We start from the raw sequence: 23,268 nt of genomic DNA on the forward strand, positions 1-23,268 counted from the left end.
GGGAGGAATCGTCAATGAAAAATGAAATTTCAATCGGATTATTAGGCCTTGGAACGGTGGGCAGCGGAGTTGCTAAAATCATCCAGCAGCATCAGCAGGATTTGCATCATAAATTAGGTGCCCAAGTTTCAATCCGGAAAGTACTGGTAAGAGATGCAAAAAAAGACCGGCTTTCCAGTTTAGATCCGAGTGTATTCACGACGGATATAGAAGAAATATTGAACGATTCTTCTCTCGATATCATTGTTGAAGTGATGGGCGGCATGGACGGTGCTAAATCCGCCATTGAAAAAGCATTAAGGGCAGGCAAGCAAGTTGTGACAGCCAATAAGGACGTCATGGCGGAATATGGCCACGAACTGTTAAAACTCGCGGACGCTGAAAAATGCGACCTATTTTATGAAGCAAGTGTAGCTGGCGGCGTGCCAATTATTCGGACGCTTGAAGATGGCCTGGCTTCTGATCGAATCTCCAGTTTGATGGGCATTGTCAATGGCACGACCAATTTTATTTTGACGAAAATGAAAAAAGAAAATATGACTTATGAAGATGCATTAGCGGAAGCTACGGAACTGGGCTATGCTGAGGCTGATCCTTCAGCGGATGTGGATGGCATCGATGCAGCTCGGAAAATGGTTATTCTGTCTTCTCTGGCATTCTCAACGGAAGTTCATCTCGATGATGTGCTGGTAAGAGGCATGAAAGAAATCCGTGACGGCGACCTGGAGCTGGCAAAGAAATTTGGTTATACCATGAAAATGGTCGGTTCTTCAACGAAAGATGAAGATGGAATCGAAGTCTCCGTAGAACCAATTTTCCTGGCAAACTCGCATCCGTTAGCATCTGTTAACAATGAATTCAATGCAGTCTACATATACGGAGATGCAGTAGGTGAGACCATGCTGTATGGCCCGGGAGCAGGATCATTGCCGACTGCGACATCCGTAGTATCCGATATCATTGCGGCTTGCCGCAACCTGCAGCTTGGCGTAAATGGAAAACGAGCGCATGCAGCACAGCATGAGCGCCTGATCAAACCTGTGTCAAAACGGTTTGCGAAATATTGCCACCGCCTGCTGGTAAATGACGAAGTCGGTGTCTTATCAAAAATGACTTCCATTTACAGCAAACATGGGGCAAGCATCCAATCGGTAATGCAGTCGCCTGCAGCAGATGCCGGCAAAGCCGAATTGGTATTGCTCACTCACAAAGTTTCACAGCAGCAGCATTTGGATGTATTAGATGAGATCAAAGCTACGGCGAGTGTCATTAGCCATTACCGCATAGAAGGAGAGGAAACAGCATGAAATGGCAAGGACTGATTGAAGAGCATAAAGAATGGCTTCCGGTTACAGAGAATACACCTTCGTTAACGTTGCAAGAAGGCAATACGCCGCTGGTGCGTCTGGAGAGTTTGTCGGAAAAATGGGGAATTGACCTCTACGTAAAACTGGAAGGAGCCAACCCCACCGGTTCATTTAAAGATCGTGGCATGGTGATGGCCGTAGCAAAAGCGAAAGAAGAAGGAAAAACGGTATTGATTTGCGCCTCAACCGGCAATACATCGGCTTCCGCAGCTGCCTACGGTGCAAGAGCGGGCATGCGGACCATCGTCGTCATTCCGGAAGGGCGTATTGCACTTGGGAAACTGGCCCAGGCAAAAATGTATGGAGCGGAAATTCTTGAAATCAAAGGGAACTTCGACGAAGCGCTGCAAATGGTGCGTGAGGTAGGGCAAGAAGCCGGAATTGCATTAGTCAACTCGGTTAATCCGTATCGTCTCGAGGGACAAAAAACCATCGCTTTTGAAGTAATTGACCAATTGGGAGAAGTGCCGGATATTTTTGCATTGCCGGTTGGCAACGCTGGCAACATCTCTGCATCGTGGAAAGGGTTTACGGAGTACGCAGAACGCTCAGGTGAAAAACGTCCAAAACTGTTGGGTGTCCAAGCAGCAGGTGCAGCCCCAATCGTGAATAATAAAGTCGTAGAACATCCGGAAACAGTGGCTACGGCCATCCGCATTGGCAACCCGGCAAGCTGGCAACTGGCGCTTAACGCACTCGATGAATCAAACGGCACCATTTTAGCAGCGACAGACGAAGAAATTTTGGAAGCTTATCAGCTGCTGGCTTCGACTGAAGGCATATTCGCTGAACCAGCTTCATGTGCTTCTATTGCGGGCATCAAAAAGCAGGTAGAAAGCGGTATGCTCGAACAAGGAGCAAAAGTAGTTGCTGTATTAACTGGGAATGGGTTAAAAGATCCTGAAACAGCAATTTCAGTGAATCAGCACAAAGCACTTCTTGTTCCGGAAGACATGGAACGTTTCTGGGAGGATTTAAAAAAAGGAGTGAAGATATGAGCTGGAAAGAATTTTCAGTGACTGTTCCTGCTTCAACGGCTAATTTGGGCCCTGGATTTGATTCAATTGGTCTGGCATTGGATCTCCGCATGTTTGTTCATGTATCGCCTGCGGCCGAATGGTTGGTCGAATACGAAGATCCCGGCTACCAACAAATTGCGAGTGGCAAAGACAACTTGATTGTCTCAACGGCACAGGCCGTTGCAGACAAATACAGGCGTCCTTTGCCAAGCGCAAAATTGATGGTGGAGACGGAAATTCCCTTAGGCCGTGGCCTTGGAAGCAGTGCCTCTGCAATTGCTGCAGGAATTGAAATTGCAGACCGATTGATAGACTTAAAACTGTCGATGAAAGAAAAATTGAGAATCGGCACGGAAATGGAAGGGCACCCAGATAACATTTCAGCTTCTTTGCTTGGCGGTTTGACGATTTCCTATTTTGATGAAGAGGATTTGGAAATTGTTCATGTACCAGAAGTAGAGATCGGGGTGGTTATTCTTGTTCCGCCAACCGAGTTTTTAACAACGGAATCCCGAAATTTGCTGCCGGAAAATTTGCTGTTCAAAACCGCCATACGCGGCAGTGCAGCTGGCAATGCTATGGCGGCGGCATTAGCAAGAGGGGACTGGGAAACAGCCGGGCGTATGATGCAGAAAGATGTTTTCCATGAACCTTACCGCAAAGACAGATTTCCTGATTTTGATGCAATCCAAACGAGCTGCCGTGAGTTAGGTGTTTATGGATCGGCTATCAGCGGAGCGGGTCCATCCCTGTTCATCGCTGTAAAAAAAGGACAAGAAACTAGAATAGCTGCTGACTTGGCAGAGAAATTCCCGCATTACGAATGCCTGGCTACCAAGCCTTCTGCAACAGGCATTAAAATAGGTGAAACGGTTTTATAAAACCCAAAAAAGCGTTCCGGAATTTTTCCGGAACGCTTTTTTTACGTGTTATTTAACACTTCATACTTTTATCGAGATGTACTTCGTTTCCAGGAAAGCATCCAAACCTTCTTGTCCGCCTTCACGTCCAACGCCGCTTTCTTTCATTCCGCCGAATGGAGCTTGTGCTGTCGATGGGGCCCCATCGTTCCAGCCAACAATTCCATAATCCAGATTTTCGGATAAGTAGGTGCCGCGGGACATGCTTTCAGTGAAAAAGTAAGCAGCTAATCCGAAACGCGTATTATTTGCCAATTGGACCGCTTCTTCATCAGTCTCAAAAGACATGATTGGAGCAACAGGGCCAAAGGTTTCCTCGTTCATGACCAGCATGTCCGAAGTGGCATCAACCAAAACTGTTGGGTTATAGAAATAAGCATTGTTTTCAGAACGGCCATCACCGCCGACCAGCACTTTGGCTCCTTTTTCAACAGCATCCTGAACATGTTTCTCCACTTTTTCGTAGCCGTCTTTGTCCACCAGCGGTCCGATTTGGACACCTTCGTCAAGTCCATTGCCGACTTTTAAGTTGCCAGCAGCCTGCTGAAGCTTTTGCGAAAATTCTTCAACAATGCTTTGCTGCACATAAATCCGGTTTCCGCAGACGCATGTTTGTCCGGCGTTTCGAAATTTGGATGCCATAACGCCTTCAACGGCCAAGTCCATATCCGCATCTTCCAAAACGATGATGGGAGCATGTCCACCTAATTCAAGAGACAAGTTCAACATGGTTTCTGAAGCTTGCTTCATCAGTTCTTTGCCAATTTCGGTTGATCCGGTAAACGTCAGTTTGCGAACATCGGGGTGGCTCGTGAAAACTTTGCCGATTTTGCTGGCGCTGCCTGTCACCAGATTGATGACGCCTTTAGGGAATCCGGCTTCGATCGCTAATTCGTACATCTTTACCGCAGTCAACGGAGTCATTTTTGCCGGTTTGGCAACAAACGTGCAGCCAGCAGCCAGAGCAGGAGCCATTTTTCTGGCCATCATTGCGGCCGGAAAATTCCATGGGGTAATGGATACGACAACACCAACCGGTTGTTTATTAATCTGAATGCGTTTGCCTTCTTTGCTTGCGGGAATCGTTCGGCCATACATGCGTTTGCCTTCTTCCGCAAACCAGGAGACAAATGAAGCTGAATACTCGATTTCACCGATCGCTTCAGCTAAAGGCTTGCCCATTTCTTTAGTTAAGATTTCTCCAATTTCTTCTTTATGCTCAAGCAACAGATCATGCCACTTCATTAAAAGTTCAGCACGGTGATAGGCCGTTGTCTTCGACCATTCCGGAAAAGCTTCGGCAGCAGCTTCGATCGCCGCTGTGGCTTCTTCTTCGCCTCCATTAGGCACGGAACCTACAACTTCACCTGTTGCGGGATTCATTATTTCAATTTTTCCATCGCCAGTTTCTGTCCATTCACCATTGATATAGTGTTTGCCATTCATGTGTTTAACTCCTCCTTTAAATTTTCGCTTATCCTAATAAATACCTCTAATGATTAACAAATAAACGTCTGCTCGGTCTTCGGTAATGGTTGGACGAAACCTTTTATTCAGATAGAAATTTGAGATCCAAACGAAAAGAATGAGTATATAAACAGAAAAATGAATAGAAATTCAGTTTAATGTTATTTCATAATAGTCGTTTTATTCTATTTATTATGCTGCGATATTGTGCTACTATTGCAACATTATTAAAATTTTCATGGCAATGCTTTGAAACGAATAGCTTATTTGCTATTGAAGAGAGAAAAGGAGGAAACAAAAGATGGCTCAGATGCTCGCATTAACAATTTTAATACTTGTACTCTTTATCGGCGAGGCAATTTCTACCCGCACCAAAGCTTGGATTCCTTCTATATTTGTCAGTGGGGTTTTGTTCCTTCTGGGATATTGGACGTTCTTTCCTCCAGAAATCGTTGCCATTGCGGGAATTCCACCTGCAGTAGCAGTCATGCTCATTTATTTACTGATCACGAATATGGGAACATTATTGTCTTTGGAAGAACTGAAAAATCAGTGGAAAACAATTTTAATTGCTATATCAGGCATACTTGGAATTATTGCGGCATTATTCAGTATCGGCATCTTATTGTTTGATTTTGAAACCGTCGTAGTTGCAATTCCGCCATTGGTCGGCGGATTGGTATCGGCATTGATTATGTCAGAAGGAGCAGCCGCAGCTGGTTTGCCAACTTTAGCTGTCTTCGCCATTGTTATTTATGTGGTACAAGGGTTTGCTGGATACCCGTTGACGTCAATCATGCTGAAAAGAGAAGGGCAAAATCTATTAAATAAATACAGAAACAATGAACTAACGGCAAAACAATTGCCTGGTGAGAAAAAAGGGTCGACGGGCAAGACAGTCAAAGAACCGCGCATGTTCGCGAACATGCCGGAAAAATACAATACCGATTTCTTTAAATTTTTCCGTTTGGCATTGGTCGGCTACTTGGCTTATTTAACGTCAACGCTTGTTGCGCCGATTTTTGAGATCAGCCCGTTCGTCTTGTGTTTACTGTTCGGTGTTATCGCCCGCAGCATCGGTTTCTTGGAACGCCACCCGCTGCAAAAAGCGAATGGTTTCGGGTTTGCAATTATGGGCTTGTTGCTTTATATATTCGACGGCTTAAAAAATGCAACCCCAAGTATGATGCTGGAAATTCTTTATCCGTTAATTGGTTGTATCGTTATTGGTGTGGTCGGCATGTACATTTTTTCATTCGTGATCGGTAAACTTCTTAAAGTCAGCAAAGAGATGGCTTTTGCAGTTTCGTTAACGGCACTTTATGGATTCCCGGCAGATTATATTATTACTGTGGAAGTGATCAACTCACTGACGAAAGATGAAGAAGAACGGGAAGTACTAACGAGTCACATGCTGCCACCAATGCTCGTTGCAGGTTTTATCACAGTTACCATTGTTTCGGTTATCTTGGCAGGTATATTCGTCGGCTTCCTATAAAACTGGAGGAGATTACACATGATTAACCAAACTATAAAGAATGCTATCAAAGAAAATAATGAAGAAATGGTCAAAATCCGCCGCAAACTTCACAGTGAACCGGAGTTATCGTGGGAAGAGTTTCAAACATCCCAATTTGTTTATGATTACTTAACAGAGCTTGGAATCGAAGCGCGTAAAACAGAACCAACTGGTGTGATCGGAGAACTCAAAGGTGGCAAAGAAGGCAGGACCGTAGCACTGCGTGCCGATATGGACGCTTTGTCTGTGGAAGAACTGAATGTCGATCTGCCATACAAATCAAAAGAACTTGGCAAAATGCATGCATGTGGACATGATGCGCATACGTCGATGCTTTTGGCAGCCGCCAAAGCGTTGGTCGGCGTCAAGAAAGACATTCCAGGAAATGTTCGATTTATTTTTCAGCCTGCTGAAGAAGTGGCGACAGGTGCTAAAGTGATGGTCGAACAAGGTGCTGTAGAAGGTGTAGATGATGTTTTTGGCATTCACATTTGGTCTCAAAGTTCTTCGCATACCGTTGCCTGCAATCCAGGGCCATCGTTTGCTTCGGCAGATATTTTTAAAGTGCATTTTAAAGGACAGGGAGGACATGGGGCGATGCCTCAAGATTGCATCGATGCAGCCATTATCGCTTCATCATTTGTCATGAACGTGCAATCAGTCGTCTCTCGTACAATCGATCCTCAGAAGCCGGCAGTGATAACGGTTGGCAAAATGGTCGTGGGAACCCGCTTTAACATCATCGCAGAGAATGCAGAGATTGAAGGCACGGTAAGGTGTTTTGATCCAGAAGTACGAGATCATATCGAAAAGCAACTGAAGGTATATGCTGACCACACGGCTGCGATATACGGCGGAACTGCAGAAGTGGAATACATTAGAGGAACACAAGCTGTAATTAATGGCACTGAAAGTGCCGAATTGGTGCGGCAAGTCGCAATTGAGGCATTTGGTGAAAAATCGATTTACGATGAAAAACCGACGATGGGTGGAGAAGATTTTTCCTTTTACCTTGATGAAGTGCCTGGCAGCTTTGCATTAGTGGGCAGTGGGAATTCAGAGAAAGACACGGAGTGGGCCCACCATCATGGCAAGTTTAATATCGATGAAGATGCCATGGCTACAGGCGCAGAACTCTATGCACAGTACGCATGGTCATTTTTAACTAAATAACACAGTCAAAATCAAGGAGGAAATTATGCCAGTAAACAATGACAATCCTTTGTATGAAGACTTAATGAAAGGCTACAACAACGACCTCGATCATTCGGGCATTCAGGGAGAACGCATTGCACAACGCTTGTTCGAATTGTCTCAGATCGGTTTTGTACAAATCGGTGGCGTAAAGCGTCCAGGTTTTTCAAATGAAGAAAAAGAAGCAAAGACATTGGTGAAAAAATGGATGAGTGAAGCTGGTTTAACCGTTTCCGAAGATGGGGCAGGCAACATCACAGCTCGATTGGAAGGCAGAGCCAAAGGGCCGGCAATCGCATCGGGATCACATGTGGACAGTGTTCCAAATGGTGGAAATTTTGATGGGCCTCTTGGAGTTTTATCGGCTCTGGAAGTTGTTGAATCCTGGAAAGAAACAGGCTATACTCCTGAAAAACCTTACGAAGTCATTGTTTTTTCAGACGAGGAAGGATCGCGTTTCAATAGTGGATTGACCGGAAGTCAGGCAATGACTGGAGCCATTTCAGAAGAGGAAATGGCGCAGCTGCGTGACTACAATGGAGATACACTCGAACAAGTTTTAGCGCATTACGGCAGCACGCTCGATTCTTTTAAAGCATCCAAGAGAGACATCAGTGAATTGGAATTGTTCGTGGAAGTGCATATTGAACAAGGGAAAAAACTAGAAAAAGCAAATGAACCGGTCGGAATCGTCAGTGGCATTGCAGGCCCTGCTTGGCTCGAAGTCGAGTTTGTGGGGGAAGCTGGACATGCTGGAAATACGCCGATGATTGGGAGGAAAGATTGCCTCGTCGCAGCTGCAGACTTTCTCCACTCAATCCCGGAATTTCCAAAAGGCGTGAGTGATACGGCTGTGGCAACGGTTGGGAAGATGGACGTTTTCCCAAATGGAGCAAACGTCATTCCAGAAAAAGTGAAGATGCTTGTGGACATTCGTGATATCCACGAAGAACCGAGAGACCGTCTTATCGATGAGATAATCGAACAGGCAGAAAAAGTGGCTGCGAAACACGACATTCAAAGCAACATCAAACTAAACACACGTATTCAACCTGTGCCTATTGCTGAGGATTTACAAAATCGTTTGTCGGCTTCATTGAATAAATTTGGGATTACGCCAACTTATATTCCAAGTGGAGCAGGGCATGATGCCATGAATCTCGGGCGTTTTATCCCAGTAGCAATGCTTTTTGTCAGAAGTAAAGATGGTGTGAGCCACAATCCAAAAGAATGGTCTTCTTTAAATGACTGTGTAATGGGGATTCATGTGCTAAAGAATTTCATTGAAGATGCTATGAAGAAATAAAAAGTTCTGTAACAAAAACAGGGAAGAAAATTTTTCCTGTTTTTTTATTTAACTAAGTCTCATTTGGAAAAACCTATCCTTAAAATGGATATTTTTAATTAATATTGGAATTATCAGTATTTATTGAAATTCTGTGTATAATTTTAAAAAGAAAGGGTATATAAATTATAAGCATGATCAACTAGCTTTAATTTTGGAGGTGTTTAGATGAAAGTGATGGAAAACAGAGTGAACAGGAATACCAAAATTTTTTCTGAAGAAAGAATTTTAAGCGAATGTCGCGAGTATTTTTCATCAGAAACTGAAAAAACAGCGGAAATTGGAGAGAAATTCATGCATTATTTTATGAAAAATGCTTCATCAGAAGGTGTCCTATTTAAAACAATCAAGGAAATCACGACGGACATCAATATTTCTCACCAAACCTTAACTAAAGTATTAAAGACACTCGAATCCAGAGAAATAATTTATCGCAGAAACGGCATCATTGGTTTGTGGAAAGAATAATAGTTGAAAGAACATTTCTCAGTAAATGAGAAATGTTCTTTTTTTATTTAGAAAATATTGATTGAGAACAAAAAGAAGCAGAATAATTGGGAGAAAAGACAATTAATTTGAATAAGAATCAAGCTAACCTCATCGTATTTCTAAAATAAAGACATGCCTTAAGAATCATTGTAGTAAAAATCTAAATTAGGCATAAGTATCTAATTTAAGTAAAATTTTTATAATTATTTTTTAAATAAAAGACTAAGTGCTTATATTTTTTAATAATAATTTTAAAAAAATCTTCTAAAGTGTAGATTGAACCAAAAAATTATGATATAAATGAACTATAATAATCTGAATTTTTAGAAATAAATTCTAAAAATCTATCTTTTTCGATGAGGAGAGGGGTGCCAGATGACCAGTAATCAGGCGAAGACAGAGTTACTCAAAAAAACTAAAATTCTTTTTTTATTCGCGGTCTCATTCGTACCTTTTCTTGTATTGGCAGCAGGGGGGGCATTTGAGTTTATCCTTGATCCGGAGTATCAGGCATCGAGCCAATTGCTAATTGAAGAGTCAGTCCAGGCCAATCAATATCAAAATGTGGAATACAATCGAGTGGATTCTCAGACTATTGAAGCTTATGTAAGCTTTGCAACAAGCCCTAAAATTTTGGGGGAAGTTAAAGAAAAACTAGATTTACATAGCTCCCTTACTAATATTCGTCAGAAAATCCAAGTAGATTATGACACCAATTCACCAGTCTTAACGATCACTGTTGCATCTAAAGATAAGCAACAAGCAACCATCATTGCGAATACGCTATCATCTGTTTTTCAAAATGAAGTAAAGAATTCATTAAAAGACGGTCATATCAGCATTATTTCTCAGGCATCATCCGAAAATATAGATGCAGGCCAAAGTCAACAGAAGAAGATGCTCAGCCTATCAATAGCCGCAGTTTTAGGACTCATCTCAAGTTTCCTTATTACTTTTATAGTTAGAGCAAAAAAGGATTCTACTAAGCCGACAAATAGAGATACAAGAAAAAAAGAAAATCAAATGCAGACAGTGTTCAAATGATTTTCTAGGTGGAGCAGGGGTGAAATGTATGTACGAGCTAATATCAATACGAGAGCACAGCCGTTGGCAAAGAATTCTCGATATTTTACAAATATCGGATATTTACTACACAAGCCAATATTTTTTAAGTGCTTTGAAATTAGATCCAGGAGAAGCGCTGCTCTTTTACTATAAGGATGATGCTGGAGAAGTTGCTTATCCTTTCATTAAAAGGCAGATAAATGATATAGACACCCCTTATTTTGATGTTACGACCCCTTTCGGTTATGGAGGTCCGATATTGAAAACGGTAGAAAGCAGTGAAAAGTTGGCAGCCAATTTCAGAAAAGCCTTTGTTGAATATTGTAAAAATGAAAAAATTATTGCTGAATATATACGTTTCCATCCATTAAAAGAAAATGCTCATTTTTTTAATAAATATCTAAAAATTTCTCCGCTTTATGAAACTTTTTCAATCAAGTTAAAAGATTACGTTGAGTCCTTAAAGAATAACCCGCTCTTACAACAAGAGTCAGATAAAAATACAGATCTAGTAGTAAAAAAATTGGGAACGGTGCGTCATATGTTCGAGTTTCTTGTCTTGTACTACTCCGCTGCAAGGCGAAGAGAAGAAGCAGATAGCTACTATTTTTTTACCAACGATTATTTTGAAACACTGATTAGTTCTATAGGTCCGAATCTTCACTTGTTTGGAGCCTATGATAATAACAAGTTGGTGTCAGCGTGCTATATTCTCGCGATGGGAGATACAATTTACTTTCATCTCGATGGCAGTTTATCTGAAGCAGACAGTGAAAATACCATGAGGACTTTACTGCTGAAAGTTGCGGAATGGGGAGAAGAAAACTATTATGCATTTTTCCATCTAAGTGGAGATTTTCAAGGAAATGCAAACAAAGAGCGAAAAATAAAAAGGGAGATTGGCAATTGCAAACCTTCCATTTTCTATATAGGACAACAAGTGCATGATCAGCAAATCTATAATAAATTGGTTTCTTTAGAAGATAGTGACATTGTACGAAGATACCGAAATATTTAAAACACTGCTTAATCAGCAGAGCATAAAAATCTAAGTTACTCTGGGAGGTATACTCATGAGATATATGCAATATAAGGGTGTTGTAGAAAGAGAATATAAAAAATCATTAAGAAAAATTATGTATGAAATTTGTGTGGTAGAAGGGTTGAATGCTTCCCTCGGAGCAAAAAAGTTGGGAGTAGCAAAAGAAATCTTTGTTTTTTGGCGAAATTTTTACCGCCTCGACAAAAACCAACAACTCTTTGATCAAGCAGTTGATAGTTTTGATCAAATGAAGTTCCTTTATTTAAATGAAGCAATAGGCATTGATTTGTCTAGACCATTGCAGCACGAAAATGAACAATCGGTTGAAGCGCTTGAAGAATTGATTGAGCGGATGGTAGAGTATTATAAGTGCAAACACGCCGAAAGTGGCGGTTTGGATGTAGAGACTGGAAAATTGCCATTGTATGAATTTGCACAAGAGTTGCTCAAGGATTACAAAACTGGAAGTTTGCTACTAGAAGTTAAAAAACAGATAGAATAAGCATATGGACACTGCCAACGGAATGGATGAACTTGATGAAAACTTTTACTGAACAAGCCTTGAATGTCTTACAGAGGATACCTCCTGGTAAAGTGATGACATATGGCCAAGTTGCGGCAGCTGCTGGAAGCCCTCGTGCTGCAAGACAAGTGACTAGAATACTTCACAGCATGAGTGCAAAGTACAACTTGCCTTTGGCATCGAATTGTTAACGCACAGGGACAAATAGTAGTGCGAGATGAAGATTCACGATTTTTTCAGAGGAGCTCACTGCAAAGAGAAGGCGTGGAAGTGGATGGCGATGATCGTATTGATTTAGATCAATTTCGCTTTGATCCTATGCCAGATGAAAGCAAAAATTTTTAAACTAAGCCCTTAAAAAGGCTTTTTTTTGAGGGGAATTTAGAATGCAATCCGTATAAATAGCAAACGGGAAATGCCAATCATATAAGCAAAAGCAAAGCTATGGTCTTGTAGCGAAATGTTTATCTATTAAAGAACAACGGGTATATAAACTGATGGACAGGATCATTAATTGGAAAAGAGGGATTTAAATGTCAGTTAAAGATAAGCCGGTCATTGGTATAACAGCGCGAGTAGAAGAAGATCAAACTTATACATTAGATCCCGTATACGGACAAGCGATTCTGCAGGCAGGAGGTTTGCCATTGATTGTACCCATCGTCGACAAAGAAGACATCCCGTTACTCTGTGAACGCTTGGATGGCTTAATTGTCACAGGTGGAGGCGATATCAATCCTACCTTGTATGGAGAAGAGCCTCATTTACGTTTGGGTGCTGTATATCCAGGCAGTGATGAGTATGAAAAGGAACTAATATTGAAATTTCTAGAACTGGACAAACCATTTATCGGAATGTGCCGGGGACTGCAAATGTTTAATATTTCATTTGGTGGGACTAATTACCAGGATTTAGAAGCTCAATTTGAGGGAGAGCTAAACCAACACAAGCAAATGGCAATGCGGACTCACCGTACCCACTCGGTAATTTTGGAAGAAGATAGCTTGCTGTACGATATTATGAAAGAGAAAAAGTTCAATGTAAACTCTTTCCATCACCAAGGGGTTAAGGATGTATCAGATCAGTTAACAGTTGCAGCATATGCTGCTGACGGACTAGTTGAGGCATTGGAAAGCAAAAATCATCAATTTGCCATGGGAATTCAATGGCATCCAGAGGAGTTTGCTCTTCAAGGCGATAAGGCTTCAATGAATATTTTCAAGCGTTTTGTAGATGAATGTCTTGTGGATAAAAAACAAAATCAGTAAACAAGAAAAAAATTGACACATAAAAGATCCTAGGACTAATTAGTCCCAGGATCTTTTTTTATATCTACCGTCGTATAGAGAATGGTTTCTTTTCCGTTATCTTGAAGCAATGTTCCTGCCGGCGATTTTAGGGCAACGTACGCTTGTGCATAATCGCCTCCCGAACCAGCAAAATTCAGAATAAGCACTACGTAAAAACTAAGGAAAATCTGTAAAGGGACAAAAAACAACAACAAAATCAGTAATGCACCCCAAATCAGTACGGGTGCCAAAGCGATGGCGATAAAACTTCTTCGATTAAAGTATGCTTCGCTGCCCACTGATAGAAATGGAAAGCGAATTCGAAAGGATGGGCGTCTTTTAGAAAAAATTTTGATAAAAAATGCGTGGGTAAGTTCGTGAAGTGACATATAAATCAAAACCAAAAAAATAGTAATTACTAAGGAGAAAAAAGGATTTATATCATTCGCCAAAGGTAGTCCAGTCCATAAAGCAAAGCCAATCAGAGTCATAGTAATGAAAACAAAGCAGAGCTGAATCACAAGATTAATGTGTTTGTCTTTGGCTAAATTTACTTTTCGCAAAACCACGTAATCAGCAGGCAAGACAAAAGTATCCTCAACACTCATTTGATTTCCTCCAACCATAATAGTATGGAATCGATTTAAAAAGTAAAAGGTTGCCGCTCTATGAAACAAGCGACAACCTATTATAGATTTATGATATTAAACCTGTTGGGGTTTAACAGACCAAGGTTCAGGAACGCGCGCTTGAACAGCAACTTGATTACGGATAGACCAAGGTTCAGGAACGCGCGCTTGAACAGCAACTTGACTACGGATAGACCAAGGTTCAGGAACGCGTGCTTGAACAGCAACTTGATTACGGATAGACCAAGGTTCAGGAACGCGTGCTTGAACAGCAACTTCGGTACCGACAGACCAAGGCTCAGGAACGCGCGCTTGGACAGCAACTTCATCGGTTGAACTTGAACTATTACCAAATGATAAAGTGCTTATTGCAAGGATAGAGAAAAATAAAATTGTCATATTTTTTTTCATCATTTTCACTCCCTAAATAAAATATTAATGTTTTTATATGATTTTCTTGCTTTGTTCATGGTCTCAGCTGACTCTTTATACCGACCTTGTTCGTAGTATATGTGGCCTAAATGTCCAAAATAATAGCCACTTTCGAAGTAATTGTCTGTAGCTTCTAAACTTGGTATCAATTGGCTTAATACGTAGTCCTCAAACTCATCATAGTTTTCATCTAATAGATGTACTAGGCAAATAAACTCAATATAAGCCTCTTTAAAAATATGATTAGTAGGGGAATGGATATTTAGTTTTTTATTTTCGACAAGCTCTAAGCCCTTATCGACCCAGTGTTTTGCCGCAACCAAGTTGTTCACTTCATACTGAGATTTAATTAAAATACAATAACTTAGTAGAAGATCTGCAGTGTACTCTGGATGAATGTATTTTAAAGAATTTTCCATATGAACAATTGAGTGATTGTAATTTTGGAACAAAAAATATGAATATCCTAAATTAAATTCTGTTGTAAAACGCAGAATGTCAATTTCTAATTTGTTGCCTATTGTTAGTGCGTTTTTATAATGCTCCATGGACATTCTAAAATTTCCGAATTGTTGATGAGAGATGGCTATATTCAAATGGCATTCTACAATACGTTTTGGAATGAACTCCTGTTGATAAATCTTCAGTGCCATTTCAGAATATTTAAAAGCCATTTCTGTTTCTCTGCACTTTGTGCTGGAAATACCAATTGAATAGTAGAGATCTCCAAGTTCTGAAGCAGAAATCGTATTCGGTGCTATTTTTTCAGCCACTAAATAGGTTTTTAATGCTTTTTCATAGTCATTGAGAATGTAATTATAGTTTCCATTGTACTTATGGAACAGGTAAAACTGCTCTTGATTCATAAATTCCCTGAAACGATCCATTTCTTTGATTTTCTCTTCGGCACTATCCAAATCACCAGTGATAATAAAATACCGAATTTGTTGAATGCTGTACTCCAATTCCACATCCTCATCCGCATGCAATAAAGGGTGACCTTGAATATCGGAATACTGTTCCATAATTTTAGCTTTGTTTTGCGGATGAAGTAATGAATTCTTAAAATTTTTAACCAGCACTTTGCCAATCGGATTGTCTTTTGGAGCTAAAGGAATCGTCAACTTTTTGCATAGTGCTTCCAAATCTTTTAAGGCGGGATCTTTAGTGCCACTTTCAATTTTTTTTAATTCTTTAGGTGAGAGTATGCCAGCGGCTATTTCATCCAAACTAATTTTTTGTTTTAAACGGTGGTATTTCAAACGCATTCCCGTGTCCATTACTGCTCTCCTTTCCTTTTGCAAGGGCAGTATTTCAGTCATCCATGTAGGAGAGTTGTTTTCCGCCTTCCTCGGTCCATCCGAAAAGTAGGAAGAAAATAGATCGCCAAGTACGATAATTGTCGCCTCCACATCTCATATTTTACTTTGCATTAATATCTTTTATTCATGATATCATCAATTTTCGAAATAAACTGCTTTTTTATTTTGTAAATTTTTAAAAATAGAAAAAAGGTAAAATAAGCCTACTTCGGTAAATGCTGATTGAAAAATCACAATAAATAGCTTGATTTGTAGGTACATCTATTTACTATAGTGAGATTGTTGGAAATGACTACATATTCCGAGAGTATTTGTTACTTTTTAGTTACTAAAAAACTTTCAAACGAATCGCATTCTTAGTCTAGTTAAAAGTGATTAGACAAATGACTAAAGCAAAATGTTACGTAATCTCAAATAATGGGTAAACAAGGAAAAGAATATTCTATTAAATCTATGGAGGTTTTCCTATGAATTCGGATAAAAAAGTGTTGGCAGTTGTATTCTCAGAAAGTGATTTGATAAATAAAATAGAAAATCTAAAGAGTGCTGGCTATAAAGAACAGGATCTTCATATCATGGCGAAAAACGTTGAGCATTTTGAACATTATGCATTTGATAAAAAGGAAGTAGATACATTTTCTGATAAATTTAAGGGGTTTATTTCTGGGGATAACGGCATACGCGAAGGCGTTAAGTCCTTAAAGCTTTCAGATTCTGAAACTGAGCGTTACACCGCTGATCTGGCAAAAGGCGGAATACTTTTATATGCAGATGAGAAGGATAAAACCATACTTGATGCAATCAGCCGTAACGAAATGGGTGCTGAGGGGGAAAGTTCAACTGACCTTGAAAGACAGCAATTTATCAATTCGGTAGACAATAATTTTGATGAGCAGGAAGACCGTTTTGCTCGGGGAGAAACATTTACACAGGACCCTACTTTAGTAAAAGATGAAAAACATAATTCTTTTTCCACCCAGGAAGATTCTGAAGTTGGAAAAGCTCGAGGCGGATCTAGTGAGGCGGAAAAACACAGCCAAAGCAACAAAAAGTATAAATAACCTTGCGGAACGATCGCAAGGTTTTTCCTATACATCGAAATTTAACAATAGTTCCTTTCTTTTAATTAGTGCAGGTTTTAGCTATTGGTCTGAAAGGGTAAACAAAAATAACACAGTATACAGGAGGTCATACAATGAGATCAGGAAATCGTGAATTTGAAATTGTATATACTAAAGAAGAATTGGAAACAGCAATACATGACTTAAAAGCAAAAGGCTACCACAAAGAAGATATTCATGTACTAGCTAATGATAAAGGAATAGTGGAAGCAGCCGACACAGAGGGGGTTCATACCGATCAAGCCAACTCTATGTCTAATCGTTTCAAATCTTTTCTTAGCGGAAAAGACCTTGTCAGAAAAGAGCTAGATCGTTTCAATTTGAATAAGGACAGAACAGATGATTATGAACGAGAAATTGAAAAAGGAGCTGTTCTTCTCTACACTGACGGACAAGCTGCATCATCAGAAGATGAACATTTCTCTAGTGTAAACGATTCTGACACTCCAACAGACTTGGAAGAAAAAACTGCTGGAACACCTGGATCTGGATCAGTGCCGCGCCATACAGATACGAATCATGGCCCTGATGAAATTTATGCTCGTGAAGTATCCAGAGAAGATCAGCATGCTCGAGGAGGCAAGGGGGACCGCTTTCAGGATTCCCGTCTAAAAGGGGATGAAATTCATCCAACGAGTGGACTATCTAAAGATGAAGGCTCGGTACGTGAGAAGGAATTGGATCATGAACCAGGACTTCAGACAAAAGAAGGGGAAGAAAATTTATTGCGGGAAGCCGGAGTAAATCGCCGTCAGGATGAACCATCACCTGGTGTAGACCCAAATCTGGGCCCAGCGCCTTTTGGCCGTGATTCTGAAGAACAGCATTTGTTGGATGACGAACAAGCAAATGATTCGGATAGAACAACAGAATCTAGAGATCAGCACGATGAAAAAATCAAACGAAACAAAGATAATACTCCACCAACACCTAGAATTTTTTAAAACGAAAGGAGCCTTCCCCGATTTTGGGGAAGGCTCCTTTCGTTAGTTCTGATGTTTAATTCGTGCTATTACAATTCCTATAGCTGTGCCAAAAACTGCTGGCAATACCCATCCAATGCCTTGTTCGAAAAATAGCAGCTGGCCCAGTAGTGAGTCAACTTGTTCGAATGCGATACCGGTTGAACGCAATGCGTCAAAAATACTGATGACAGCAGTTAATGTGAGAGCAATTACGTAAACAAACGGTTCCCGGTAAAATACACGATCAAAAAACGACAAAATTACGAGAACAATTGCTACAGGATAGATAGCCAATAAGACTGGGAGAGAAATAGCGATCAATTGTGTTAAGCCAACATTCGCGATGATAGCGGAAAAGGCTGCAAAAAATAAAACATAGAACATATAAGAAAACTTCGGCAAAATCTTAAAGAAAAACTGTGCAGTAGCGGATACCAATCCAATCGATGTTGTGAGGCAAGCAAAAGTTATCGCTGCAGACAAGATGATGCCACCAATGTCACCATACAAAACACGGGAAGCCATAGCGATAATGATGCCGCCATTGTCCTGCAAACCAATAGCGTCAACACTCGTAGCTCCAATATAACTTAAAGATAGATAAACGGCTGACAATCCAATGGCTGCAATAAACCCAGCATACGCCGTAGATTTTAAAATGGTTCGGGTATCTGTAATGCCTTTGCTTCGGATGGATTGGATGATTACTATGCCAAAGACCAGAGCTGCTATAGCATCCATCGTTAAGTAACCTTGCAAGAAGCTTTCGAAAAATGCTTCGGTATCATAATTTCCGATGGGTGGATTTATAGATCCCATGGGAGTTAAAAAACTTTTTATCGCCAGCAATCCAATCACTATAATTAGCAAAGGAGTCAACACTTTGCCGATTCTATCCACCAGTTTTGTGGGATTCATGGCAAATAGTACAGTAATCGTAAAGAAAACAATCGTAAATACAGTTAAAGACCAAAAAGATTCCGCTAGAGCAGTTGGCAGAAAAGGGGCGGTACCGATTTCAAACGCAACCGTCGCCGTACGTGGAATGCCGAAAAAAGGACCGATGGCCAAATACACAATCAAGGTAAATACAATTCCGAATACAGGATGTACTCTGCCGGCAATCGATTGAAGATCTCCGCCTGCTTTAGCAATAGCCAGGATACCGAGTAACGGTAAGCCAACTCCTGTCAATAAAAATCCTGTAATAGCAAAAGCCAGCTGATCGCCGGCAAGTTGCCCTAAGTAAGGTGGGAAAATAATATTTCCAGCCCCTAGGAACAACGCAAACAGCATAAGCCCTAACGTTAAAATATCGGTTTTTGTAAGCGCCTTCTTTTCCATAACTAGCTCCTTAATGAATAACATTTACACACGAACATTTATTATAACCGAATTCTTTAATTTTTGAAAACATTAAAAATGCAAAAGAAAAACCCGGTTGGAGAACCGGATTTGGGTTATTATTTATTTTTGAAATCGCCAATTGTATCTTGGATGTTTCCTTTGGCTTTGTCCTTTTTACCATCTGCCTGTTTGTTTGGGTCATTTGAAGCATTACCTACTTGATCTTTAACTTCACCTTTTACTTTATTTACTGCACCTTTTACTTTGTCAGAAAAACCTTTGTTGTCGCTCATGAATAATTCCTCCTCTAAATTTCATCTACTTATACAATAGCCTTCTATCGGAGTTTTCAAACATTAACATGAGCAATTAGGTATAATTGGCAAGTTTAACAAGGTCTCTTTAGCGGTATCCTTAACAGTAATACATAAATCTTCTTCGCTTAGCCTTTTTAGAGTTTGTAAAGGTGTTTTCCTATTTTGGGCAACAGCTAATCTCACTTCTGTATGCTGATCCATAGACAAGTCAACGAGCAGTCCATTGCAGTTGATAATCTTAGCGAGCTCTGCCCGGGATTGATAATCCATTGTCAAAACAGCAGCTTCATCCCAAGGTGTCCATACAGTCTTCAGCAAATAAAATTGAAGCGTGTCATCCATCTAGTTTACACTCCTAAGAAAATTATTAAAAATTCGTTCTATTCCATTTAATATATCATATTATAAGATATATAGAAATTAAAACTACTTTACTAAAGGAGTGGCAAAATGAAAGTTTTAGTCATTGGAGGTACATCTTTTGTCGGGCGACATATTGTAGAAGAACTTATAGAAAAGAAGCATGAAGTGGTTTTGTTTAATCGTGGAAAAAGCAATCCGGGAATATTTCCGGAGCTAAGAAAAATTTTAGGAGATCGCAGAAAAGATGCAGCGAAATTGGCAAATGAGCAATGGGATGCAGTAATCGATACATCAGCTTACACTCCAGCAGACCTCCAGCCGGTAATTGAGAATATTTGCACAGACCACTATACATTTATCTCTACCATATCTGTTTATACCGATTTTAAGGAAGGTCCAGTTAAAGAAAATGCGGCTGTATTTGAAAAGCGAGTATTGGGAGATAAGGTCACAGGTGAAACCTATGGTCCTTTAAAGGTGATGTGTGAGCGGTACATTGAAGAACAGGTAAGCGAGAAAGCATTGATTATTCGTCCTGGTATTGTCATTGGCCCTGCGGATCCGACAGACCGATTTACCTATTGGGCTATTAAATTAAATTCAGAAGGACCAGTTTTGATTCCTGGAAGCAAACAACGGAAGGTGCAATGGATTGATGCCAGAGATTTAGCGCAATTTACAGTTTCTCAGATTGAAAAAGAGGCGACCGGCGTATTCAATGTCGTTGCTGACTCTGAATCGATGGAGAAATTTGTATCGGGAGTATCCCTTGGGAATCCGGAGACTGTTTGGGCAGATGATTCCTATCTATTAGAAGAGGGACTGCAGGCTTTCGAGTTGCCTTTTTGGATTCCAGTTTCTGCAGACTTTCCTGAAGGGTTTATCTTGGCAGATAATGAAAAAGCTAAAGCACAAGGACTTGCGCTGCGTCCTGTTAAGCAGTCGGCAAAAGATACGCTTCAATGGAGCGAAGCTGAAGGGATTTCGGAGTTGAAAGCTGGGATAAACAAAGAGAAAGAGCATAAATTATTAAAAAACTTAAAATTATAAACTCCGAATTATTTTGAGATTTTAGAATTCCAAGTAGATTCTCAGAAAATTATCATAAAAATGATGATGTTGAAACTTTATTGCTGTAAGTGCGTCCAATTCATTGAGAGCTTGAATTCCTAATGCAGTTTTTTCTTTATCTTTAATGGAATCATGCTATAATACATACTGATATGTATGTATAAAAGATGTTTTGAGGAGGAAAGATATGCTTTACCTTACCATGGTCTTGGCATTTATCGCTTCGATTGTACTGACTCCGATTGTTAAGCGTATTGCCTTTCGCGTAGGAGCAGTTGACCGTCCTAATTACCGAAAAGTTCATGCGAGAATAATGCCGCGTTTGGGCGGGTTGGCCATTTTTGGTTCATTTTTAATTGCATATTTCATATTGACACCTCAAGATCCCATTTCAAATGCGATCGAAGCATCATTTATTTCAATTGAAATGTCTATTATTTTAGGAGCTCTAATCATTATTATCACGGGTGTACTCGATGATATGTATGAAATTAGTGCCAAAGCAAAATTGTTTGGACAATTGGCAGCTGCGGGAATTGTCGTAGTTGGTGGTGGACTTGAAATTTCATTTATTAACTTACCATTTGGTGGTGTTCTGGATTTTGGCTACCTAAGTATTCCATTGACCATTATTTGGATTGTTGGGATTACTAATGCGATAAACTTAATTGATGGTCTTGATGGATTGGCGGCTGGTGTTTCAACAGTTGCTTTACTAACTTTGGCAGCAATGGCATTCATTATGGGAGATGTTTACGTCATGTCAATGGCGGCTCTTTTGGCAGCCAGTACTTCAGGGTTTTTAGTATACAACTTTCATCCTGCTAAAATATTTATGGGTGACACAGGTGCTTTGTTTTTAGGATTTATGATTTCAGTACTGGCCCTGATGGGTTTCAAAAATGTCACCGTTGTGGCATTGATTATCCCAATCATCATGTTGGGTGTACCTATTTCAGATACATTTTTTGCTATCGTTCGTCGAGTGCGTGAAAAAAAATCAATCTCCGAAGCGGATAAATCCCATTTACATCACTGCTTATTGAATATTGGTTTTTCTCATAGACAAACGGTTTTAATAATTTATGGCATTGCAGCATTGTTCGGACTTGCCGCACTCCTTTTCTCACAAGCAACTCTTTGGGGTGGGATTTTGTTGATCAGTGTCATGCTGGTTGCAATAGAGCTCTTTGTAGAAGTGGTGGGCTTGGCAGGTAAGAATTACCGCCCATTATTAAATCTGGTAAGGCTCTTCGGCAAGTAACGGGATTGAACTTGAAGCATTTTGCTTTTGGTTCACTCCTTTTTTTTTTGCATAGATCGGATGTTACACAAAAAAACACCACAGCTGGTTATTGTGGTGTTTTTTCATCGTCAAGCGGATATTCCGCCAATTCTTGTTCGGTATTATTGATAGTTAAATTAGAAGTATCTGGCTTCAAACCTAGGTGACTTTGTAATACGTCTTGTACTTCCATAAGAGACTCTTGTTCAAGTTGCCAGTAATAAATCCCGGTAGTCATATCATCATATCCATCAAGTGTAATAGTTTCTACATCCGGTTTCCCGTTTTTCGCATATTCGAAAAATGCTTGCATATCTTGAAAACTCATGTTGGTTTTCATATTTCCACCAACCGCTTGAATCACATCTCCATATTTGGTAATCGATCCAGCAGATAGGGCGCGGTTCATAATAGACTCCAAAATCATTTGTTGACGTTTGCCGCGTTCAATATCGTTGTCATAATGACGTGTTCTAGCTAATGCCAGTGCTTCACTGCCATTTACAAACTGAATGCCTTCTTTTAATTCGATAGCATTTTTCAAATCATTTTCATCCTGTTCAGTCAAATCATAAGGAACTTCAACTTTAATGCCACCTAATGCATCGACAGTGTCAATAAAAGCATCAAAGTTCATTCGCAAGTAGTAATCAACGGGTACATCTAATAATTCTTCTACGCTTTCGATCGTAGAACTTGGACCATTATAGGCATATGCATGGGTAATTTTATCTTCATATCCGGCATCGGGTATATACGTATAAGTGTCACGAGGAACACTAACGAGCTTAATAGATTTATCTTGATTGTTTAACGTCGCTAATACGAGTGCATCGGACCGTATGTTGTCATCACTTTGATTTCGTTCTTCGCTATCATCTACTCCTATAAATAAGATTGAGATGTTATCGGTAAGTGGTTCGACTTTTTCATCACGTAAATTAGAAACTGTAACGTCGTCATCAAATGCTTTATCTACGGCAGACTCTGCTTGTTTAACTAAGTAAATTCCATAAACAGAGACACAGATAAGAAGTGAAACAGCAAGAGTGGCAATCACTTTTAGAATGGTTCTTTTCCTGCTCGATTTGGTTTTCCGATAAACTTTTCGGTTCATGTAAGTTGCTCCTCTATTGATTATGGGCCAACCGAGTATTTAATTCGGATCAATCCAATT

At 40.1% G+C, this 23,268-nt stretch carries 23 protein-coding genes and 1 pseudogene; 16 read left to right on the top strand and 8 right to left on the bottom strand.

The window, feature by feature from the left end:
- Positions 1–14: 14 nt before the first annotated feature.
- Genes AC4EHK_RS04770 through thrB form a run of 3 tightly spaced genes read left to right on the top strand, consistent with a single transcriptional unit; the run spans position 15 to position 3,267 of the window.
- Positions 15–1,307 carry a homoserine dehydrogenase gene (locus AC4EHK_RS04770; protein WP_490977642.1) on the top strand — a complete coding sequence of 431 codons (1,293 nt, stop codon included), beginning with the start codon at positions 15–17 and terminating at the stop codon, positions 1,305–1,307.
- Positions 1,304–2,365, top strand: a complete 1,062-nt coding sequence (thrC, locus tag AC4EHK_RS04775; RefSeq protein ID WP_490977643.1) for a threonine synthase — start codon at positions 1,304–1,306, stop codon at positions 2,363–2,365. The genes AC4EHK_RS04770 and thrC overlap by 4 nt, the downstream gene beginning before the upstream one ends.
- A complete protein-coding gene (gene thrB / locus AC4EHK_RS04780) occupies positions 2,362–3,267 on the top strand; it encodes a homoserine kinase (RefSeq protein ID WP_490977644.1) in 906 nt (301 codons plus the stop codon). Before thrC ends, thrB begins: the two co-directional genes overlap by 4 nt.
- Positions 3,268–3,327: 60 nt before the next feature.
- On the opposite strand, the gene AC4EHK_RS04785 is transcribed toward thrB, so the two are convergent.
- Entirely contained in the window at positions 3,328–4,752 is a 1,425-nt protein-coding gene (locus AC4EHK_RS04785; RefSeq protein WP_490977645.1) for an NAD-dependent succinate-semialdehyde dehydrogenase, read from the bottom strand.
- Positions 4,753–5,074: 322 nt separating this feature from the next.
- Between AC4EHK_RS04785 and AC4EHK_RS04790 the strand changes: the two genes are divergently transcribed.
- The 9 genes and pseudogenes from AC4EHK_RS04790 (at position 5,075) to AC4EHK_RS04830 (ending at position 13,218) form a co-directional block, all read left to right on the top strand.
- Positions 5,075–6,271, top strand: coding sequence for a hypothetical protein (locus AC4EHK_RS04790; RefSeq protein ID WP_490977646.1), 1,197 nt, complete (start codon positions 5,075–5,077; stop codon positions 6,269–6,271).
- 18 nt (positions 6,272–6,289) lie between these two features.
- Positions 6,290–7,465, top strand: coding sequence for an amidohydrolase (locus tag AC4EHK_RS04795; RefSeq protein ID WP_490977647.1), 1,176 nt, complete (start codon positions 6,290–6,292; stop codon positions 7,463–7,465).
- A 25-nt stretch (positions 7,466–7,490) separates the two neighbouring features.
- Positions 7,491–8,792 (top strand): M20 family metallo-hydrolase, encoded by a 1,302-nt coding sequence (locus AC4EHK_RS04800; protein ID WP_490977648.1) that lies wholly within the window; start codon positions 7,491–7,493, stop codon positions 8,790–8,792.
- Between the two features lie 207 nt (positions 8,793–8,999).
- Positions 9,000–9,299: a replication/maintenance protein RepL gene (locus AC4EHK_RS04805; RefSeq protein WP_490977649.1), complete on the top strand. Its 300-nt coding sequence runs from the start codon at positions 9,000–9,002 to the stop codon at positions 9,297–9,299.
- A gap of 396 nt (positions 9,300–9,695) precedes the next feature.
- Positions 9,696–10,364, top strand: a complete 669-nt coding sequence (locus AC4EHK_RS04810) for a YveK family protein (RefSeq protein WP_490977650.1) — start codon at positions 9,696–9,698, stop codon at positions 10,362–10,364.
- Positions 10,365–10,392: 28 nt separating this feature from the next.
- On the top strand, positions 10,393–11,403 hold the full coding sequence (locus tag AC4EHK_RS04815; RefSeq protein WP_490977651.1) for a GNAT family N-acetyltransferase: 1,011 nt from the start codon (positions 10,393–10,395) through the stop codon (positions 11,401–11,403).
- Between the two features lie 55 nt (positions 11,404–11,458).
- Positions 11,459–11,929: a hypothetical protein gene (locus AC4EHK_RS04820; RefSeq protein WP_490977652.1), complete on the top strand. Its 471-nt coding sequence runs from the start codon at positions 11,459–11,461 to the stop codon at positions 11,927–11,929.
- Between the two features lie 35 nt (positions 11,930–11,964).
- Positions 11,965–12,295 (top strand): annotated as a pseudogene (locus AC4EHK_RS04825) (MGMT family protein).
- A gap of 188 nt (positions 12,296–12,483) precedes the next feature.
- The gene (locus AC4EHK_RS04830; protein WP_490977653.1) at positions 12,484–13,218 is read left to right on the top strand and encodes a gamma-glutamyl-gamma-aminobutyrate hydrolase family protein; all 735 of its coding nucleotides are present in this window, start codon (positions 12,484–12,486) and stop codon (positions 13,216–13,218) included.
- A gap of 35 nt (positions 13,219–13,253) precedes the next feature.
- Here the strand turns inward: AC4EHK_RS04830 and AC4EHK_RS04835 are convergent, their stop codons facing one another.
- The 3 genes from AC4EHK_RS04835 to AC4EHK_RS04845 form a co-directional block, all read right to left on the bottom strand.
- Positions 13,254–13,847 carry a DUF3267 domain-containing protein gene (locus AC4EHK_RS04835; RefSeq protein WP_490977654.1) on the bottom strand — a complete coding sequence of 198 codons (594 nt, stop codon included), beginning with the start codon at positions 13,845–13,847 and terminating at the stop codon, positions 13,254–13,256.
- A gap of 96 nt (positions 13,848–13,943) precedes the next feature.
- The gene (locus AC4EHK_RS04840; RefSeq protein ID WP_490977655.1) at positions 13,944–14,279 is read right to left on the bottom strand and encodes a hypothetical protein; all 336 of its coding nucleotides are present in this window, start codon (positions 14,277–14,279) and stop codon (positions 13,944–13,946) included.
- A gap of 5 nt (positions 14,280–14,284) precedes the next feature.
- Complete coding sequence (locus tag AC4EHK_RS04845) at positions 14,285–15,580, bottom strand: helix-turn-helix domain-containing protein (protein ID WP_490977656.1); 1,296 nt, start codon at positions 15,578–15,580, stop codon at positions 14,285–14,287.
- Positions 15,581–16,089: 509 nt separating this feature from the next.
- On the opposite strand from AC4EHK_RS04845, the gene AC4EHK_RS04850 reads away from it, so the two are divergent.
- Positions 16,090–16,683, top strand: coding sequence for a general stress protein (locus AC4EHK_RS04850; RefSeq protein WP_490977657.1), 594 nt, complete (start codon positions 16,090–16,092; stop codon positions 16,681–16,683).
- Between the two features lie 134 nt (positions 16,684–16,817).
- Positions 16,818–17,687 carry a YflT domain-containing protein gene (locus AC4EHK_RS04855; protein ID WP_490977658.1) on the top strand — a complete coding sequence of 290 codons (870 nt, stop codon included), beginning with the start codon at positions 16,818–16,820 and terminating at the stop codon, positions 17,685–17,687.
- A 42-nt stretch (positions 17,688–17,729) separates the two neighbouring features.
- On the opposite strand, the gene brnQ is transcribed toward AC4EHK_RS04855, so the two are convergent.
- The 3 genes from brnQ to AC4EHK_RS04870 all read right to left on the bottom strand — a co-directional run bounded on the left by brnQ (position 17,730) and on the right by AC4EHK_RS04870 (position 19,714).
- Complete coding sequence (brnQ, locus tag AC4EHK_RS04860; RefSeq protein ID WP_490977659.1) at positions 17,730–19,052, bottom strand: branched-chain amino acid transport system II carrier protein; 1,323 nt, start codon at positions 19,050–19,052, stop codon at positions 17,730–17,732.
- 119 nt (positions 19,053–19,171) lie between these two features.
- Positions 19,172–19,348 carry a CsbD family protein gene (locus tag AC4EHK_RS04865; RefSeq protein WP_490977660.1) on the bottom strand — a complete coding sequence of 59 codons (177 nt, stop codon included), beginning with the start codon at positions 19,346–19,348 and terminating at the stop codon, positions 19,172–19,174.
- A gap of 63 nt (positions 19,349–19,411) precedes the next feature.
- Entirely contained in the window at positions 19,412–19,714 is a 303-nt protein-coding gene (locus AC4EHK_RS04870) for a hypothetical protein (protein WP_490977661.1), read from the bottom strand.
- 108 nt (positions 19,715–19,822) lie between these two features.
- On the opposite strand from AC4EHK_RS04870, the gene AC4EHK_RS04875 reads away from it, so the two are divergent.
- A complete protein-coding gene (locus AC4EHK_RS04875) occupies positions 19,823–20,785 on the top strand; it encodes an NAD-dependent epimerase/dehydratase family protein (protein WP_490977662.1) in 963 nt (320 codons plus the stop codon).
- Between the two features lie 208 nt (positions 20,786–20,993).
- Complete coding sequence (locus AC4EHK_RS04880; protein WP_490977663.1) at positions 20,994–22,070, top strand: glycosyltransferase family 4 protein; 1,077 nt, start codon at positions 20,994–20,996, stop codon at positions 22,068–22,070.
- Between the two features lie 88 nt (positions 22,071–22,158).
- Here the strand turns inward: AC4EHK_RS04880 and AC4EHK_RS04885 are convergent, their stop codons facing one another.
- Positions 22,159–23,208 (bottom strand): LCP family protein, encoded by a 1,050-nt coding sequence (locus AC4EHK_RS04885; protein ID WP_490977664.1) that lies wholly within the window; start codon positions 23,206–23,208, stop codon positions 22,159–22,161.
- Positions 23,209–23,268 lie beyond the last annotated feature (60 nt).

The organism is Planococcus sp. TJ-307, assembly GCF_058268435.1.

Coding starts and splice junctions, on each gene's coding strand:
- AC4EHK_RS04770 (WP_490977642.1), top strand. CDS start 15: ATGAAAAATGAAATTTCAATCGGATTATTAGGCCTTGGAACGGTGGGC.
- thrC (WP_490977643.1), top strand. CDS start 1,304: ATGAAATGGCAAGGACTGATTGAAGAGCATAAAGAATGGCTTCCGGTT.
- thrB (WP_490977644.1), top strand. CDS start 2,362: ATGAGCTGGAAAGAATTTTCAGTGACTGTTCCTGCTTCAACGGCTAAT.
- AC4EHK_RS04785 (WP_490977645.1), bottom strand. CDS start 4,752: ATGAATGGCAAACACTATATCAATGGTGAATGGACAGAAACTGGCGAT.
- AC4EHK_RS04790 (WP_490977646.1), top strand. CDS start 5,075: ATGGCTCAGATGCTCGCATTAACAATTTTAATACTTGTACTCTTTATC.
- AC4EHK_RS04795 (WP_490977647.1), top strand. CDS start 6,290: ATGATTAACCAAACTATAAAGAATGCTATCAAAGAAAATAATGAAGAA.
- AC4EHK_RS04800 (WP_490977648.1), top strand. CDS start 7,491: ATGCCAGTAAACAATGACAATCCTTTGTATGAAGACTTAATGAAAGGC.
- AC4EHK_RS04805 (WP_490977649.1), top strand. CDS start 9,000: ATGAAAGTGATGGAAAACAGAGTGAACAGGAATACCAAAATTTTTTCT.
- AC4EHK_RS04810 (WP_490977650.1), top strand. CDS start 9,696: ATGACCAGTAATCAGGCGAAGACAGAGTTACTCAAAAAAACTAAAATT.
- AC4EHK_RS04815 (WP_490977651.1), top strand. CDS start 10,393: ATGTACGAGCTAATATCAATACGAGAGCACAGCCGTTGGCAAAGAATT.
- AC4EHK_RS04820 (WP_490977652.1), top strand. CDS start 11,459: ATGAGATATATGCAATATAAGGGTGTTGTAGAAAGAGAATATAAAAAA.
- AC4EHK_RS04830 (WP_490977653.1), top strand. CDS start 12,484: ATGTCAGTTAAAGATAAGCCGGTCATTGGTATAACAGCGCGAGTAGAA.
- AC4EHK_RS04835 (WP_490977654.1), bottom strand. CDS start 13,847: ATGAGTGTTGAGGATACTTTTGTCTTGCCTGCTGATTACGTGGTTTTG.
- AC4EHK_RS04840 (WP_490977655.1), bottom strand. CDS start 14,279: ATGAAAAAAAATATGACAATTTTATTTTTCTCTATCCTTGCAATAAGC.
- AC4EHK_RS04845 (WP_490977656.1), bottom strand. CDS start 15,580: ATGGACACGGGAATGCGTTTGAAATACCACCGTTTAAAACAAAAAATT.
- AC4EHK_RS04850 (WP_490977657.1), top strand. CDS start 16,090: ATGAATTCGGATAAAAAAGTGTTGGCAGTTGTATTCTCAGAAAGTGAT.
- AC4EHK_RS04855 (WP_490977658.1), top strand. CDS start 16,818: ATGAGATCAGGAAATCGTGAATTTGAAATTGTATATACTAAAGAAGAA.
- brnQ (WP_490977659.1), bottom strand. CDS start 19,052: ATGGAAAAGAAGGCGCTTACAAAAACCGATATTTTAACGTTAGGGCTT.
- AC4EHK_RS04865 (WP_490977660.1), bottom strand. CDS start 19,348: ATGAGCGACAACAAAGGTTTTTCTGACAAAGTAAAAGGTGCAGTAAAT.
- AC4EHK_RS04870 (WP_490977661.1), bottom strand. CDS start 19,714: ATGGATGACACGCTTCAATTTTATTTGCTGAAGACTGTATGGACACCT.
- AC4EHK_RS04875 (WP_490977662.1), top strand. CDS start 19,823: ATGAAAGTTTTAGTCATTGGAGGTACATCTTTTGTCGGGCGACATATT.
- AC4EHK_RS04880 (WP_490977663.1), top strand. CDS start 20,994: ATGCTTTACCTTACCATGGTCTTGGCATTTATCGCTTCGATTGTACTG.
- AC4EHK_RS04885 (WP_490977664.1), bottom strand. CDS start 23,208: ATGAACCGAAAAGTTTATCGGAAAACCAAATCGAGCAGGAAAAGAACC.